The sequence below is a fragment of the Tsukamurella sputi genome, assembly GCF_007858445.1.
GTDB classification, from domain to species: domain Bacteria; phylum Actinomycetota; class Actinomycetes; order Mycobacteriales; family Mycobacteriaceae; genus Tsukamurella; species Tsukamurella sputi.
In genome coordinates this window covers 242,500-256,682 of sequence record NZ_VIGV01000003.1, presented here as the reverse complement: position 1 = coordinate 256,682, position 14,183 = coordinate 242,500, and the positions used below count along the sequence as shown (strand labels likewise).

Below are 14,183 nucleotides of genomic sequence, written 5' to 3'. Positions count from 1 at the left end.
GTAGTCCGCGTCACAGGCGACGCGCCCGGGGATGCTCAGTGGGCCGCGCAGTCGGGGCAGTAGCCCCAGAACGTGACCTCCGCCTCGTCGATGACGAAGCCGTGGTCGTCGTCCGCGGTCAGGCAGGGCGCGGCGCCCACGGCGCAATCGATGTCGACGATCTTCGCGCACGACCGGCACACGAGGTGGTGGTGGTTGTCGGCGACCCGGGCCTCGTACCGCACGGCGGAGCCGGCGGGCTCGATGCGGCGGAGCAGGCCCTTCTCGGCGCAGACGCGCAGCACGTCGTAGACGGTCTGCGTGGCGACGGTGCCGAGCCTGCTGCGCAGGTACTCGGCCACATCGTCGGCCGTGGCGTGCGGGTGACCGTCGAGGTAGCCGAGCGCGGCGACGCGGGGCGCGGTGATCCGCAGCCCCACGCCCCGTAACCGGTCCTCAGCGGTGTCCACCTCGCTCATGCGAAATAGAGTACGCCCGATTTTGGAATGATTCCAGGGTCAGTCGCGCGGTGTGAGCGGTCCGTTGTTCCGGCCGCGCCACTGCCGCCGGCCGAGGTGGGGCGTTCCCAGGAACTCCTCGATCACCGGCGCCAGCACATCGGCGCGGGTCACCAGGTCGACGTGGCCGCCCTCGTGCCGGTGCAGCGTGGCCCGCGGGAGCAGCGTCTCGAAGATCCTGCCGTTGATCATGGGGATGATCGGGTCGTCCTCGCCGAAGACGAGCAGGGTCTTCTGCCGGATCGCGGGCAGCGCGAAGATCGACGTCCACACCGAGCCGGCGAGCAGCTGGTGCAGATAGCCCATCTTGGAGCCGGCGTGCATCTGCCGCTGGAAGGTCTCGGCGATGTCGGTCCCGTCCTCCCGGACCGTGCCGCCGTACAGCTCGCCCGCGACCTGCGCCGCGTACTCGGGATCGCGGAAGCGGCGCGGCGTGACCATCTTCCGGAGCACGCGCGGATCGCCGGGCACCATGATCGCGCCGGTGCCGGTGGACACCAGGATCAGGCGCCGGCAGCGCATCGGGTTCTGGAAGGCGAACTGCTGGGCCAGCGCACCGCCCCAGGACAGGCCCAGGATGTCGACGACACCGATGTCCAACTCGTCGAGCACCCGGCCGAGCACCCATGCGAGGTAGGGGAAACCGTAGGGCAGGATCGACGTCGGCGATTCCCCCACCCCGGGCGCGTCGAAACGCACCACGGGGCGCTGCGGATCGAGCTTCGCCACGAACGGATCCAGCACCTCGAGGCTCGCCCCGATCCCGTTGCACAGCACCAGGGGCACGCCCACTCCGGGCCGGTAGCGCACCCGGATCCGCTGTCCCCCGGTGGCGATGAGCTCGTCGGGCAGGTCCACCTCGGCGGCGGTCTCGTCGCTCATCGGTACAGCACCACCGTCTCGGCGATGCACGCCGGACGGTCGGCACCCTCCACCTCGTAGGTCAGGCGGATGACGGCCTCGATCCCGGCCGGCTTCTCCTGCGCCCCGGCCAGTTCCACGGCGGCGCGCACCCGCGAGCCGACGGGGACCGGCGCGGGGAAGCGCACCTTGTTGAGGCCGTAGTTCACCGCGGCCTGCACCTGCTCGACGACCAGCGCCTCGGCGATGAACAGCGGCGCCAGCGAGAGCGTGAGGTAGCCGTGCGCGATGGTCCTGCCGTAGGGGCCCGCGGCGGCCTTCTCCGGGTCGACGTGGATCCACTGGTGGTCACCGGTGGCGTCGGCGAAGAGGTTCACGCGCTCCTGGTCGACGGTCATCCACTCGGTCGTGCCGAGCGACTGCCCGACGAGTCCGAGCAGTTCCTGCGGGGTGGCGATCGTGGTGGTCATGGCGGGCCTCACTTCTCCAGAACGTAGGTGCCGGGGGCGGGGGCCAGGGGCTCGTAGCCGGCGGCGCCCAGGGCCGACGGGGCGTCGACCTCCGCGCCGCTGCGCTGATCGAGCCACTCGAGGTGGTGCGGCCACCAGGAGCCCTGCTCCTTGACGGCGGTCTCGAACCACTCCTCGGGGGTCTGGTCCTGCAGGACGGGCGCCGTGCGGAACGACGCCTTCGGGTTGCCGGGCGGGTTGACCAGCGACGCGATGTGGCCGGCGGTGGAGAGCACGTAGGTGTTGTCCTTGCTGCCGAACAGCGCGGCACTGCGCTCGGTGGCCTGCCAGGGACAGATGTGATCGGAGATGCCGCCGATCACGTACAGGTCGGCCTCGATCTTCGACAGGTCCACGGGTGTGCCCAGCATCGTCGACGCGCCCGGGGTGACCAGCTTGTTGTCCAGGCCCATGAGCACCATGTCCTTGTGCAGGGCCGCGGTCATCCGGGTGGTGTCGGCGTTCCAGAACAGGACGTCGAAGGCGGCCGGCGGCCGGCCCTGGATGTAGTTGTTCACCACGTACCGCCACACCAGGTCCGTCGGGCGGAGCCAGGCGAACATCTCGGCCATGGCGGCACCGTCGAGGTAGCCCTTGTTCGCGGACGTACGGATCGCGGCTTCAGCGGCCCGTCTGCTCGCCAGCGCGGAGGCGAAGCCCGCGTGGCTCTGGTCGAGGACGGTCACACCGAAGGTCAGCCCGGCGATCCGGTCGCCGTGGCCGGTGGCGAACAGGTGCGCCATGACCATCGACGTGAGGATCCCGCCGGAGCAGGTGGCGAAGACGTTCGCCTGGTCCGCACCGGTGATCACCCGCAGCGCGTCGAGCGCCTCGATGATGGCCTTGCCGTACTCGTCGAAGCCCCAGTCCCGGTGCCGCGCCGAGGGATTGCGCCAGGAGATGGCGAACACCTGCTGGCCGCCCTTGACGTAGTGCTCGACGAGGCTGCGCCCCGGCGCGATGTCCATGATGTAGAACTTATTGATCACCGGCGGCACCAGCAGCAGCGGTACCTCGCGCACCTGCTTGGTCTGCGGGGCGTACTGGATCAGCTCGAACATCCGGGTCCGCAGGACGACGGTGCCCTTCGACGTCGCGACCGTCTCGCCCACGGTGTAGGCGTTCGGGTCGACCATCGAGGGGATGCGCGGCTTGGACGCCATGTCCCGGACGAAGGCCTTGAGCCCGCGGACCACGGACAGGCCACCGGTGTCGATCATCGCCTTCCAGCCCAGCGGCGAGACGAAGGGATTGTTCGTCGGCGACAGGCCCTCGATGAGGTTGTCGAGGACGAACCGCATCTTCTCGGCGTCCTTCCACTCCAGTTCGGCGTCGTCGTAGAGCTGATCCGCCAGGTCCGAGACGGCCAGGTAGGCCTGCTCGATGCGATTGAGCAGCGGGTTCTGCGCCCACGCCGGATCCTTGAACCGGAAGTCGCCCCGCTTGGGCTCGCGGGCGCTGCGCCCGGCCGCGATGAGCGCGAGCTCCTTCGCCAGGCCGGCGGAGCGCTCGGCCACGGTCACGGGCTTCCCCGCGAGGGAGAGTCCGAACCGGGCCCAGGCGGCGTTCGGAACCATGCGTGAGGCGAACGACTTGGTGGAGTTGACGAGAAGCAGGTCCAGAGGAGCGACGATCTCGTCGGCACCTTCAGCGGTGGTGGTCATGATGGTGGCCTCGATTTCCTGTGATCGTGGTGTGGTTCAGTTGAATTCGGCCGGGACGGCGATGTCGCGCTTCTGCACCTTGCCGGTGGCGCCCTTGGGCAGCTCCGTCAGCAGCCAGACGTGGCGCGGGTACTTGTACGAGGCGACGCGCTCCTTGACGAACTCGCGGACGGCCTCGGCGGTCAGCGTGCTGCCCGCCTTGAGCGCGACGGCCGCGCCCACCTCCTCGCCGAGCGAGGCGTGCGGGATGCCGACGACGGCGGCCTCCGCGATCTCGGGATGGCTGTAGAGCACCTCTTCGAGCTCGCGCGGGTAGACGTTGAGCCCGCCGCGGATGATCATCTCCTTCTTGCGGTCGACGATCGAGAAGTAGCCCTCCTCGTCGACGATGCCGATGTCGCCGGTGGAGAACCAGCCGTCGGGGTCGATCGACGCGGCGGTCGCCTCGGGCAGGTTCCAGTAGCCCTTCATGATGTTGTGGCCGCGCACCTGCACCTCGCCGCGCTCGCCCTGCGGGACCTCCTTGCCCGCGTCGTCGACGACCCGCATCTCGATGCCCTCGATGGGGGTTCCGATGGTGCCGGGCTTACGGGGCTTGTCCGGGTGGTTGAAGCAGGCGACGGGCGACGTCTCGGACAGGCCGTAGCCCTCCATGATGATCGCGTTGAAGGCCTTCTCGAAGTCGGTGATGACCTGGAGCGGTAGGGCGGCGCCACCGGACGCGCAGGCCCGCAACGAGGAGACGTCGTCGCCGGGCTGCAGCGAGGCCACCAGCGCCGCGTACATCGTGGGGACGCCCAGGAAGACTGTGACGCGGTCGCGCCCGATCACCTCGATGGCCTTGCGCGGGTCGAAGCGCGGGATCAGGGTGAGCGTCGCGCCGAAACGGACCGCGGCGTCGAGGCCGCACGTGAGTCCGAAGACGTGGAACAGCGGCAGGCAGCCCATGACCACGTCGTCGTTGGACAGGCCGAGCAGCGTACGTCCCGCGATCTCGCAGTTGCGGCCGAGGCCGTCGTGGGTGAGTTCGGCACCCTTGGGCTTACCGGTGGTGCCGGAGGTGTGCAGGATGACCGCCGTGTCCGACGGTTCCCGGGGCTCGACCGCCGTCGTGGGCTCGTACTTCGCGAGGAGCGTGGCGAGGGCCGCGTCGTCGCCGAAGTGACAGGCGGCGCCTGCTGCCTTCGCCCCGGCCTCGGCGTCGGCGGCGAAGACGGGCGTGGCAAACAGCGCCGTGGACGAGGTGTTCGCGAGGTAGTACTCGACCTCGGCCGCCTTGAGCAGCGGGTTCATCGGGACCGCGATCGCGCCGCGGCGCATCAGGCCGTAGAAGACGATGGCGAAGGCCGGGGTGTTCGGCAGCATGATGCCGACCCGGTCACCGGCCTCGATGCCCTGCTCCGCGAGGTAGGTGGCGAAACGTGCGGAGGCGTCGTCGAACTCCGCATACGTGAACTGGAGTTCGTCGCACTTGAGGGCGACGGTGTCGCCGTGCGCAGCGGCGGCGGAGGTGAGGTTCTCGGCGAGGTTCGTCATCGTGAGTCCTTCTGGGCGGTGTCGGGTTCGTCCTTTACAGAGTGACCCTGGACACCCTGTCGGGTCGATGGTGACGCAAACACGGTTCCGCCCGCTGAGGTGTCACGAAACACAATCACCACAGCTTGGTTCTGCAAGCCGCCACTAGGCCGGTTTGCCAGCGTCCACCTGGAGTCGGACCCGGGCGTCGACCTCGAAGGCGAGGCACAGCTCGGCCACCTCGCGGGGCGATCCGATGGAACGGCCGGTGAGCTGCTCGACACGCCGCAGGCGGTGCCGCACCGTGTTGGGGTGCACGAACAACTCGGCGGCCGCATCCTTGACGTTGCCGTCGTGCGCGACCCACGCCCGGAAGGTGGCGAACAGCGGGTCCCGGTCGTCCTCGGGGAGCTCGTACAGCCGGCGCAGCACGCCCCGGGCCAGCTCGACGGTGGTCTCGGGCGCGGCGATCGCGGCGGTGCCGAGGACGGAACCGTCGAAGACGGAGACCCCGGTGCCCGGCCCGACGAGTTCTCGCCGCGCGAAGTTGAGTCCCTGCGGGGTGTCGCGGAGTTCTCCGAACGGGGCGCTCACGCCGACACGGGCGACGGCGATCCGGCGCAGCAGATCGATCACCGCGGTGCGCACCGCCGGCGTCGGGGCATGGATGATCCCGATCTGCTGGTCCGGCAGCAGCCGCCACGCCGAGTAGGCGTCGATCGCCCGCAGCCGGTCGGCGACCCCCGGCAGCGGCGCGCGCCCCACCTCGACCGTGGCCGCGGCGACTGCGAGGTAGGGCCCCGTCGTGGGGAGCCGCAGCAGCGTGGCGATCTCCCAGAGGCTCTGATCGCTCGGGATCCTGCCCTGCAGAAGGTATTCGGCGAGTGCGGCGCGCTCGGCGGCGTCGTCGAGCGCCTGTTCGGTGGTGCGGTCGCGATGGGCCCCGGCCATGGCGTCCACGAACTGGTCCTGCGCCTCCCACATGTGCTGTGTCGCCGAGAGCAGCGCCCGCCGGCTCAGTTCCGGCCGGTCCTCGGCGATCGCGTGCACCTCCTGCCAGACGCGGTGCACGCCGATGCGGTAGGCGTGCATCACGGCGGCCAGCGGCACGCCGATCTCGGCGCGCGTGCGCCCCGTCGCCGCGGCGGGCGCGGTGTCGAAGGCGGTGTCGGTGAGCGCGCGCACCATGTACGTCAGGTTGTCCCGCACCGCCTCGGTGACCATCTCCTCGGAGACGGCGCCGGCATCGGCGTAGAACGGGATCTGCTGCCGGATCGTCGCGACCACCGACGCGGTGATGCGCTCCATCCGCGCCGTCAGTGCGTCACGGATCTGTGCGATCTCGGCGTCCACGGCATCGTTCACACCTGCCGATTGTGCTGGTTCCCAGCGCCGCGCGTGCCCGAATCGGCTGGCTAGACTCCGGCACATGGACCTCATCCGGCACCTGCGCTTCTTCGTCGCGGTCGCCGAGGAGCAGCACTTCGGTCGCGCCGCGGACCGGCTCGGGATCACGCAGCCGCCGGTCTCGGCCGGCCTGCGCCGCCTCGAGGAGGCCCTCGGCGTCACGCTCATCGACCGGAGCCGACGGGGCGCCGACCTCACTCCCGCGGGTCGCGAGCTGCTGCCGCGCGCCCGGGTCATGGTCCGCGACGCCGATCGGTTCGTCGCCGAGGCCGCGCGCCTCGGCGCGGGGATCGGGGAGCGAAGGGTGGCGCTGTGCGACGCGCTCGGCTCCGCGGTGTCGGCCGCCTGCGCCGCCGCCCTGTCCGCCGGCGACGACGGTGCGCCGCTGACCCTCTCGGCCGGCGCCTCACCGCAGCTGGCGCGGGCGGTCGCCGAGGACCTGCTCGACGTGGCGGTCGTCGAGCACCCCGTCCTGGGGGACGGCGCACCGTCGGGCCCGGTGATCGCGCTGCCGCGGGACTTCCTGGTACCGGAAGGATTCCGGTCGCCGCGCCTGCGCGACCTGTCGGCGCTGGCGGTCGCGCTGCCGCCGCGCGCGGCCAATCCGCCGGCCGCGGATCTGCTGCTGGACCGGCTCACGGCACGCGGCATCACGTCGGCCGTGCTGATCACCGAGACCGAGTCCGCGGCGCACGCCGCCGTCGCCGCGGGGCTGGCGTTCACCCCCGTCGCGGCCGGGGACGCGGTTCCGGCGGGCACCGCGCGCCGCCCGGCCACGGACTTCCCCCTGCGCGTGAAGATCCTCGGCCGGCGCGACCACCCGGACGCGGCCCGGCTGGAATCGGCGCTGTGGCGGCTCGGCCGATGACCGCGGCCGCGCGGATCGACGCCGCCTTCGCCGACGCCGGGTGCAACGGCTGGGTGCACGCCCGGGTGATCGGGCACCCCGCGGAGCTGTCGGTGGGCGGCGCGCAGCCCGTGGTACCCGCCTCGATCTACAAGGTCCTGCTGCTCGTGGCCGCCGCGCGCGCCTTCGACACCGGACGACTCGATCCCCGCACGCGGGTCACCGTCGACCCGGGTTCCGCGACGCCCGGGCCCACCGGCATCGCGGCGCTCTCGGATCCGGTCGAGATGAGCCTGCGGGATCTGCTGCGCTCGATGATCGCGGTCTCGGACAACGCGGCCGCCGGCGAGCTGATGCGGCGGGTGGGCCTGGACGCGGTGCAGGAGACCGCCCGCGACCTGGGGCTGCACGGCACCAGGATCGTCGGCGGCGACGCCGAGATCCACGCCGCGATGATGGCGGAGACCGACACCCACACCGTCGCCGAGGCCTTCGCCGCCCTCGCCGACGACGACCTCGCCCGCCCCGTGCGCGCCTACGACCCGTCCTTCGGCAGCGCCACCACCGCCGCCGACATGACCGCGCTCCTGGCGGCGATCTGGACGGACACCGCGGCATCGCCGGCGCAGTGCGCGTTCGCCCGCTCCGCACTCGGCGGGCAGGTCTTCCGGCACAGGGTCGCCTCGGGGTTCGGATCGGCACCGTCGATCGCGGGCAAGACGGGCACTCTGGGCGCGCTCCGCAGCGAGGTCGCGGTGGTCGCCTACCCCGGCGAGCACCCGGTCGCAGTAGCGGTCTTCACCCACGCCGCCCGCAACGATCCGAGCCTGCCGAGGGTCGACGCGGCCATCGGGACGGTCGCCGCGATCGCGGTCGACGCACTCCGCGTCCCGTTCGACCAGCATTGATAGCGGATCGCTATCGTCGACGCCGGATTCGCTCTTTGGCGACTATCGCCGATCCCCGGTTGACTGGAGTCATGCGCTCCATCCTGAACCGGCCCGCCTCCGGCGCCACCCCGACACCGCCCCGTCGCACCCGCACCGCCGCGGGCGCCGTGCTCGCGACCGCGACCCTCGCGGGATCCCTGGTCGCCTGCTCCGAGGACGACGTCGTCACCAAATTCGCCGCTGCCGTCTCCGCCCGCGACGCCGCGCACGCCGCGAACCTCACGTCCGCCCCGGACACCGCCGCGGCCGCCCTGCGGTCCACCTTCGACGGCATGGACGGCGCCACTCCGACGGTGACCGCCGGCAAGGACGGCGAGGACCGGACGCTCACGTGGTCGTGGGCGCTGCCCCGCAAGCACGGCGTGCGGTTCACCACGAAGGTCGCCGCGGGCGGCGGCAAGGTCACCTGGCGGCCGACGCTGATCCATCCCGATGCGACCGCCGACGGCGCGCGCCTGCTCTACGCCGACGAGAAGCCGTACAACACGCCCGTCGTGGACCGGAAGAACGCACCGCTCATGACCTGGCAGACCGTCACCGTCGTGAACCTCGATCCCGCGAAGGCGGCCTCGGCCGCGGACGCCCTCGCGACCCGGCTCGCCGTCGCCGATCCGACGGTGACCGCAGCCGGTCTCCGGAAGTCCGTGGAGGGCAAGGACTCCCCCACCGCCGTCATCTCGCTTCGCGCCTCCGACGCGAAGAAGGTCGGCGGTCTCACCGGCATCGACGGGGTCACCGTGCGCGAGGAGGGCCGCCTGCTGACCGATGCGCCCGTGCTGCGCTCGCCCGTCGTCCCCGGCCTCGAGGAGCGCTGGCGGACGAACGTCGACGCCGCGGCAGGCAGCTCGGTGACGGTCGTCGACCGTGACGGCAAGCCGCTGCGCCTCGTCGACTCGTTCCCCAGTGCGCGGATCGGGCCGGTGCGCACCACACTCGACGCCGGGCTGCAACGCGCGGCGAACGCGGCCGTCGCGGGTGAGAAGCGCGCGACGATGCTCGTCGCGATCCGTCCGTCGACGGGCGGCATCCTCGCGGTCGCGCAGAACGCGGCCGCGGACAAGCAGGGCCCCGTCGCACTGACCGGACTCTTCGCCCCGGGTTCGACCTTCAAGACCATCACCACCGCCGCCGCGCTGGACGCGAGGATCACCACGCCCGACGCGCAGCTCGCCTGCCCCGGCCGCGCGACCTTCGGCGACCGCACCATTCCCAATGAGAACGAGTTCGCCCTCGGCACGGTGCCCCTGCACACGGCCTTCGCCAAGTCCTGCAACACCACGATGGCCGGCCTGGGCACGAAGCTCGGCGACACCGCGCTCACCGACACCGCCCAGAGGTTCGGCCTGGGAGTCGACTTCACCATCCCGGGCATCACGACGGTGACCGGCTCGGTGCCGGCCGCGCGCACCTCCGCGGAGCGGGTCGAGGAGTCGATCGGCCAGGGCCGGGTCACGGCCTCCCCCTTCGGGCTCGCCGTCGTGGAAGCCTCGCTCGCCGCCCGCACGATGGTCCGGCCCTCACTGTTCGACGGTGAGCCCGCCCCCGCGAACGCGCAGTCACGGCCGATCGACGCCGTGGTGGCGGACGCGCTGCGCACGGCGATGCGGGAGACGGTGACGTCCGGGACAGCAACCGCCCTGCGCGACATCGAGGGCCTGGGCGGCAAGACCGGGACGGCGGAGTTCGGCGACAACACGCACGCGCACGGCTGGTTCGCGGGCATCGTCGGCGATCTCGCGTTCGCGACGCTCGTGGTCTCCGGGGAGAGCTCCGGGCCGGCGGTCGCCGTGAGCGGGGCGTTCCTGCGCGGGGCCGGCGGCGATCTTCCCTGACCGGCTGTGCGATCGCACCGACAGTCGGTATTCTGAACACCGAATTCACAGAGGAGGGTCTTCCATGTCTCAGCGTCGCTCGGCCGGACGTCGCGCGTTGGCCACCGGCCTCGCCGCCTTCGGTGTGCTCTCGATGACCTTCGTCTCCCCGATCGCGGTGGGGACGGCCAACGCGCTCGAGCCGTGCCCGCCCGGGCAGACGCCCTTCTGGAACGGCAAGAACTGCATCATGCAGCTGTGCACGCCGCCCTTCAATCCGACCTTCCCGCCGTGCACGATGCCGGTGCCCACCGCGCCGGCCGCACCGACGGCTCCGGCCGCGCCGGGTGCGATCCCGGGGCAGCCCTTCTGATCGCGCCGGTGCCCGCGTCGCCCGACGGCGGCCCGCCGCGGGAGTAGTGTTCGGCGCGTGCCTCGCACCGTCGGTCCCGTCACTGCGCCGCGCGGCGCCGTCCCGGGCGTGATCTCACTCGTCCTGCTCGCACTGCTCGCCTGGGGCGCGATCGCCGCGGTGACGCCACCCGCTCCGGCGCCGTCCGACGCACCGGCGGAGAACTTCAGCGCGGAGCGCGCGCGAGTCCATCAGGAACGGATCAGTACGGCACCGCATCCCACCGGCTCGGCCGCTGCCGCGCAAGTGCGGCAGTACATCGTCAACCGGCTCGGCGCAGCCGGGATCGACACCCGCGTGCAGGACGCGATCGGTTCCACGGACGTCCTCGGCGGCGTCTCCTTCGCGCGGGTGCGGAACGTGATCGCGCGGCTGCCCGGATCCGGCGGGTCCGGGACGCTCTTCCTCGTCGCTCACTACGATTCGGCGACGATCTCGCACGGCGCGGGCGACGACGGAGCGGGCGTCGCGACCCTCCTGGAGACGGCTCGCGCCCTCCGCGCCGGCGCCGCGCTGCGCAACGACGTCGTACTCGTCTTCACCGATGCGGAGGAGGCGTGCCTGTGCGGCGCCGAGGCCTTCGTGAAGCAGGACCCGGCCGCCGCCCGCGGGGGCCTCGTTCTGAACTTCGAATCGCGCGGATCCTCCGGTCCCGCCATCATGTTCGAGACGAGCCGGGGCAACGCCGATCTCGTCGCCGCATACGCGAAGGCCGCGCCCCGCCCCGTCGCCACCAGCTTCGCGGCGGCCGTCTACCGCCTGCTGCCCAACGACACCGACTTCTCGCCGTTCCGTGACGACGGCCGGTTCGCCGGGCTCAACACGGCGTACATCGACGGCTCCGCCACCTACCACCAGCCCCAGGACGACGTCGGCCACCAATCGGCGGCGTCACTGCAACACCTGGGCGACGGCGGTCTCGCCACGACCCGGGCCCTCGGCAACGCGGACATCGCGGCCCTGACGGAACCCTCCGGCGCCGATGCCACCTACTTCCCGGTGCTGGGCCGCCTCGTCCGGTACCCCGGTGGATTCGTCTGGCCCATCGCGATCCTCGCGCTGCTCGCCGTCGGGGCCGCCGCCGTCGTTCTCGTGCGGCACGGGCTGATCACCGCGGCGCGGCTGGCCGCGTGCATCGCCTGGGGCCTCGTGCTGCTGCTCGGTGTGGTCGCGGTGACCTTCGTGCTGTGGCGGGGCCTCCTCCTGGCGCAGCCCGGCTACGGACAGTTCGCCGACCCGTGGGCACCGGGCTGGTACCGGGCCGCCGTTGTCGCGCTCGTGTTCACGACGGTGCTGGGCTGGCTCGCCTTGCTGCGCAGGCGATTCGGCGTCGAAGCGCTGACCGTGGGCGCACTGATCTGGGCGGCGGTCCTCGGCGTCGTCGCGGCGGCCCTCGTCCCCGGCGGCTCTTATCTCCTCGCACTGCCGGCACTGCTCGGCGCCCTGGCGGTCCTCGCCGGCGTCCGCACCCGATGGCGCCTGCCGGCGCAGGTGGTCGCCGGCGCGGGAACGGTGCTGATCCTGGCGCCCACGGCCGCGATCTTCTTCCCGGCGACGGGCGTGCGCGTGGCGGCACCGTCGGCCGTCTTCGTGGTGATAATCGCGATCGTGCTGCTACCGCTGCTGGACACCCTCTTCCCGGCGGCCGAGGGCTCTCGCCGCCTCGTCCGCGCCGCGCCGGCCCTGGCGACCACCCTCGTCGCGGCGGTGGCGATCGGCGGCGGCCTCGCCGCGAACCGGCCGTCCGCGGCGCACCCGGTGCCCGTCGCCCTGCGGTACCTGCTCGACGCCGACACCGGAAAGGCCTACTGGGCGCGGCCCAGCGGCGACCCGACGGGCTGGAGCGACCCGCTCGTCGGGCGACGCGAGGACCTGGCGACGAGCTTCCCGATGCTCACGAGCCGGGGGAACAGCATGGCGCGCGTGGGCGACGCACCCGTCGCGGCGCTGGCCCCGGCGGACGTGCGGGTGGTGTCCGAGCGGGTGGAGAACGGGAATCGACTGCTGCAGCTGCGGATCACGTCGGGGCGCGGGGCGCGGGTCCTGCAGCTCACCCGGGTCGACGGCGTCGTGCTCGCCGCGACCGCGCACGGCCGGGCGGTGCCGATCGACGGTTCCTTCGACCTCCGGTTCCACGGCCTGCCCGCCGAGGGCCTGGACGTGGATCTCACCGTGAAGGGCACGGCGCGGCTCCGCCTGCGGGTGGAGGACGCGACCGACGGGATCGCCGCGCTCCCGGGCTTCCTGCCCCGGCCCGAGGGGGTCAGTGCGCTCGGCGGCCACACCGCGGAGATGGCGATCGTCGCCCGCACCGTGACGCTCTGAGCGGACGGCGCGGCGCCCCGCCTACGATCGACGGGTGTTCGTCAAGGTGTGCGGTCTGCGGACCCCTGAGGCCGTCGACGCCGCGGTCGAGGCGGGTGCCGACGCGGTGGGCTTCGTCTTCGCGCCCGGCAGCGTCCGGCTGATCGATCCGGCCTCGGCGTCCGTGCTGCTCGCGCGGGTGCCGGAGCGGGTCGAGACCGTCGGGGTCTTCCGCGGACAGCCGATCGACGAGGTGGTGCGCCTGGCCCGCGCGTCCGGCGTCGGCACGATCCAGCTGCACGGCGACGAACCCGACGATCACTTCGCGCGTGCCGCGGCGGGCTTCCGCACGATCCGTGCGATCTCCGCGGCGCGGTTCACGGAATCGGGCCATGCCGGCCAGGAGCGTCTGCTCATCGATGCGACGGTGCCCGGCTCCGGTGCGACCTTCGATCCTGCGGATCTACCGGTGCCGCCCAGCGTCGACTGGCTGCTCGCCGGTGGCCTGCGCCCCGACAACGTGGCAGCGCTCATCGACGCCTTCGAGCCGTCGGGCGTGGACGTCTCCAGCGGCGTCGAGTCCGCGCCCGGCGTCAAGGATCCTGCGCTCATCCGCGCCTTCATCGCCGCCACCCGCCCCTGACCTGGACGTTCCCGCCCGGAGCTCGTCCCCTACGGGGAGTAGTATTCCCGCTGTGTTCCGCCCAGCCCGCCCCGAAGCCACGATCCGTGGCGTCGCGGTGGGCGCGGTCTCCTTCGCCGCGAGCCTGACGGCGCACGCCGTCGCCATGCGCACCTCGTCGATGCCCGGGCACGCGATGCCCTCCGAGGCCGTGCCGCAACACGTGATGCCCGACGGCAGTGTGATGAGCGGCTCGACCATGGGGCATGCCATGCCCGGGCACGACATGGGCGGCCACGCGATGCACTCGATGCCGGCGCCGGACGTGACCGCGATGGCCCCGTCGGTCCCCCTGAGCGCGTTGGTGCTCCTCGCGGCGGTGTGTGCAGTCCTCGGGGCGATCGCCGCCCGTCCGCGGACCGCGGGCCCGCGCGGCGTCGCCGCCCTGCTCCTCCTCGGGCAGGGCGCGGGTCACCTCGCGCTGGGCGTGACCATGGGACACCTCGCGATGAGCCCGGCGATGGCCGTCGCGCACATCGCGGCCGCCGTCGTCGCCGGTGCCGTCATCGCGGGCGCCGAGCACGCCCTGCGGGTCGCGCTCGCCACCCTCACCCCCCTGACCTCGGCGTGGCGGACACGGACGCGCACCGTCGTCTCCCCGGTGTGGACCTTCCGCGCCGTCCCCCTCCCCGTGCTCGCGCGGCACGGGGCGCTGCGCGCGCCGCCCCGCTGACACCCTCACCCTCTTCCTCCGCCCGGATCGGCCCCGCGCCGCCCGGGCTTC

General features: G+C 72.4%; 13 protein-coding genes. 7 read left to right on the top strand and 6 right to left on the bottom strand.

What is annotated here, in order from left to right:
• Positions 1–35 precede the first annotated feature (35 nt).
• The 6 genes from FK268_RS10710 to FK268_RS10685 all read right to left on the bottom strand — a co-directional run bounded on the left by FK268_RS10710 (position 36) and on the right by FK268_RS10685 (position 6,411).
• Positions 36–458: a Fur family transcriptional regulator gene (locus FK268_RS10710; RefSeq protein WP_146433865.1), complete on the bottom strand. Its 423-nt coding sequence runs from the start codon at positions 456–458 to the stop codon at positions 36–38.
• A gap of 39 nt (positions 459–497) precedes the next feature.
• Positions 498–1,379 (bottom strand): poly(3-hydroxyalkanoate) depolymerase, encoded by an 882-nt coding sequence (phaZ, locus tag FK268_RS10705; protein ID WP_146433863.1) that lies wholly within the window; start codon positions 1,377–1,379, stop codon positions 498–500.
• Positions 1,376–1,828 carry a MaoC family dehydratase gene (locus FK268_RS10700; protein ID WP_146433861.1) on the bottom strand — a complete coding sequence of 151 codons (453 nt, stop codon included), beginning with the start codon at positions 1,826–1,828 and terminating at the stop codon, positions 1,376–1,378. Before FK268_RS10700 ends, phaZ begins: the two co-directional genes overlap by 4 nt.
• Positions 1,829–1,836: 8 nt before the next feature.
• Positions 1,837–3,531: a PHA/PHB synthase family protein gene (locus tag FK268_RS10695; protein WP_146433859.1), complete on the bottom strand. Its 1,695-nt coding sequence runs from the start codon at positions 3,529–3,531 to the stop codon at positions 1,837–1,839.
• A 36-nt stretch (positions 3,532–3,567) separates the two neighbouring features.
• A complete protein-coding gene (locus tag FK268_RS10690; protein WP_146433857.1) occupies positions 3,568–5,067 on the bottom strand; it encodes a long-chain-fatty-acid--CoA ligase in 1,500 nt (499 codons plus the stop codon).
• Between the two features lie 144 nt (positions 5,068–5,211).
• A complete protein-coding gene (locus tag FK268_RS10685; protein WP_231707026.1) occupies positions 5,212–6,411 on the bottom strand; it encodes a PucR family transcriptional regulator in 1,200 nt (399 codons plus the stop codon).
• Positions 6,412–6,475: 64 nt separating this feature from the next.
• Here FK268_RS10685 and FK268_RS10680 point away from each other — a divergent pair, with 64 nt between their 5' ends.
• The 7 genes from FK268_RS10680 (at position 6,476) to FK268_RS10650 (ending at position 14,132) form a co-directional block, all read left to right on the top strand.
• Complete coding sequence (locus tag FK268_RS10680; protein ID WP_158636086.1) at positions 6,476–7,321, top strand: LysR family transcriptional regulator; 846 nt, start codon at positions 6,476–6,478, stop codon at positions 7,319–7,321.
• Positions 7,318–8,208 carry a serine hydrolase gene (locus tag FK268_RS10675; RefSeq protein WP_146433851.1) on the top strand — a complete coding sequence of 297 codons (891 nt, stop codon included), beginning with the start codon at positions 7,318–7,320 and terminating at the stop codon, positions 8,206–8,208. The genes FK268_RS10680 and FK268_RS10675 overlap by 4 nt, the downstream gene beginning before the upstream one ends.
• 71 nt (positions 8,209–8,279) lie before the next feature.
• Positions 8,280–10,082 (top strand): penicillin-binding transpeptidase domain-containing protein, encoded by a 1,803-nt coding sequence (locus FK268_RS10670; RefSeq protein ID WP_146433850.1) that lies wholly within the window; start codon positions 8,280–8,282, stop codon positions 10,080–10,082.
• 64 nt (positions 10,083–10,146) lie between these two features.
• Positions 10,147–10,434 carry a hypothetical protein gene (locus FK268_RS10665; protein WP_146433848.1) on the top strand — a complete coding sequence of 96 codons (288 nt, stop codon included), beginning with the start codon at positions 10,147–10,149 and terminating at the stop codon, positions 10,432–10,434.
• A gap of 57 nt (positions 10,435–10,491) precedes the next feature.
• Entirely contained in the window at positions 10,492–12,798 is a 2,307-nt protein-coding gene (locus FK268_RS10660) for a M28 family peptidase (protein WP_146433846.1), read from the top strand.
• A 34-nt stretch (positions 12,799–12,832) separates the two neighbouring features.
• On the top strand, positions 12,833–13,420 hold the full coding sequence (locus FK268_RS10655; RefSeq protein ID WP_146433844.1) for a phosphoribosylanthranilate isomerase: 588 nt from the start codon (positions 12,833–12,835) through the stop codon (positions 13,418–13,420).
• A gap of 52 nt (positions 13,421–13,472) precedes the next feature.
• Entirely contained in the window at positions 13,473–14,132 is a 660-nt protein-coding gene (locus tag FK268_RS10650) for a hypothetical protein (protein WP_146433843.1), read from the top strand.
• Positions 14,133–14,183: the final 51 nt, after the last annotated feature.